This is a genomic window from Rothia sp. HMSC071F11, assembly GCF_001809115.1.
Classification (GTDB): Bacteria; Actinomycetota; Actinomycetes; order Actinomycetales; family Micrococcaceae; genus Rothia; species Rothia dentocariosa.
Window position 1 is genome coordinate 185,862 of sequence record NZ_KV795730.1, and the last position, 434, is coordinate 186,295.

Below are 434 nucleotides of genomic sequence, written 5' to 3' on the forward strand. Positions count from 1 at the left end.
CGAAAAGCCCCTGCCGCATATCCCTATCCCTAATTGAACATGCTTCTTCAGCAGCCCAACGCATATTAAAACCTTCGGGAAAACTGTAGGTAGGGTCGATAGTTTTAACTAACCGCTTGGCGAAGTCCATGTACGATACCACCCCAGCACAATCAACAGTAATGACAGCCCATCCCTCCGCTTCCAGATAGGGCAGCATATGGTTCTCCCAGTACCCGTCCTCACGGATGAACAAAGGAGCGGTAAATTCTACGGCAGACCGTTCTTGTTGATAAGGCATGTTTCTCTCTAAAACACAGACAGGAAAAGGAGTCTAACTATTTACTCAGATAAACTTTCTCCCTCACGACCGCCGGTGTAGGATGTGCTCTCGGGGTACTCATCAGGATCGTCAATCCACTCCGTACCATCCTCATACAACGGGTCAGGAAAAC

General features: G+C 48.6%; 1 pseudogene. It reads right to left on the bottom strand.

The annotated features are described in order from the left end of the window. Window positions 1–280 (bottom strand): annotated as a pseudogene (locus tag HMPREF2554_RS01800) (hypothetical protein); the annotation flags it as partial. Between the last annotated feature and the right edge of the window lie 154 nt (window positions 281–434).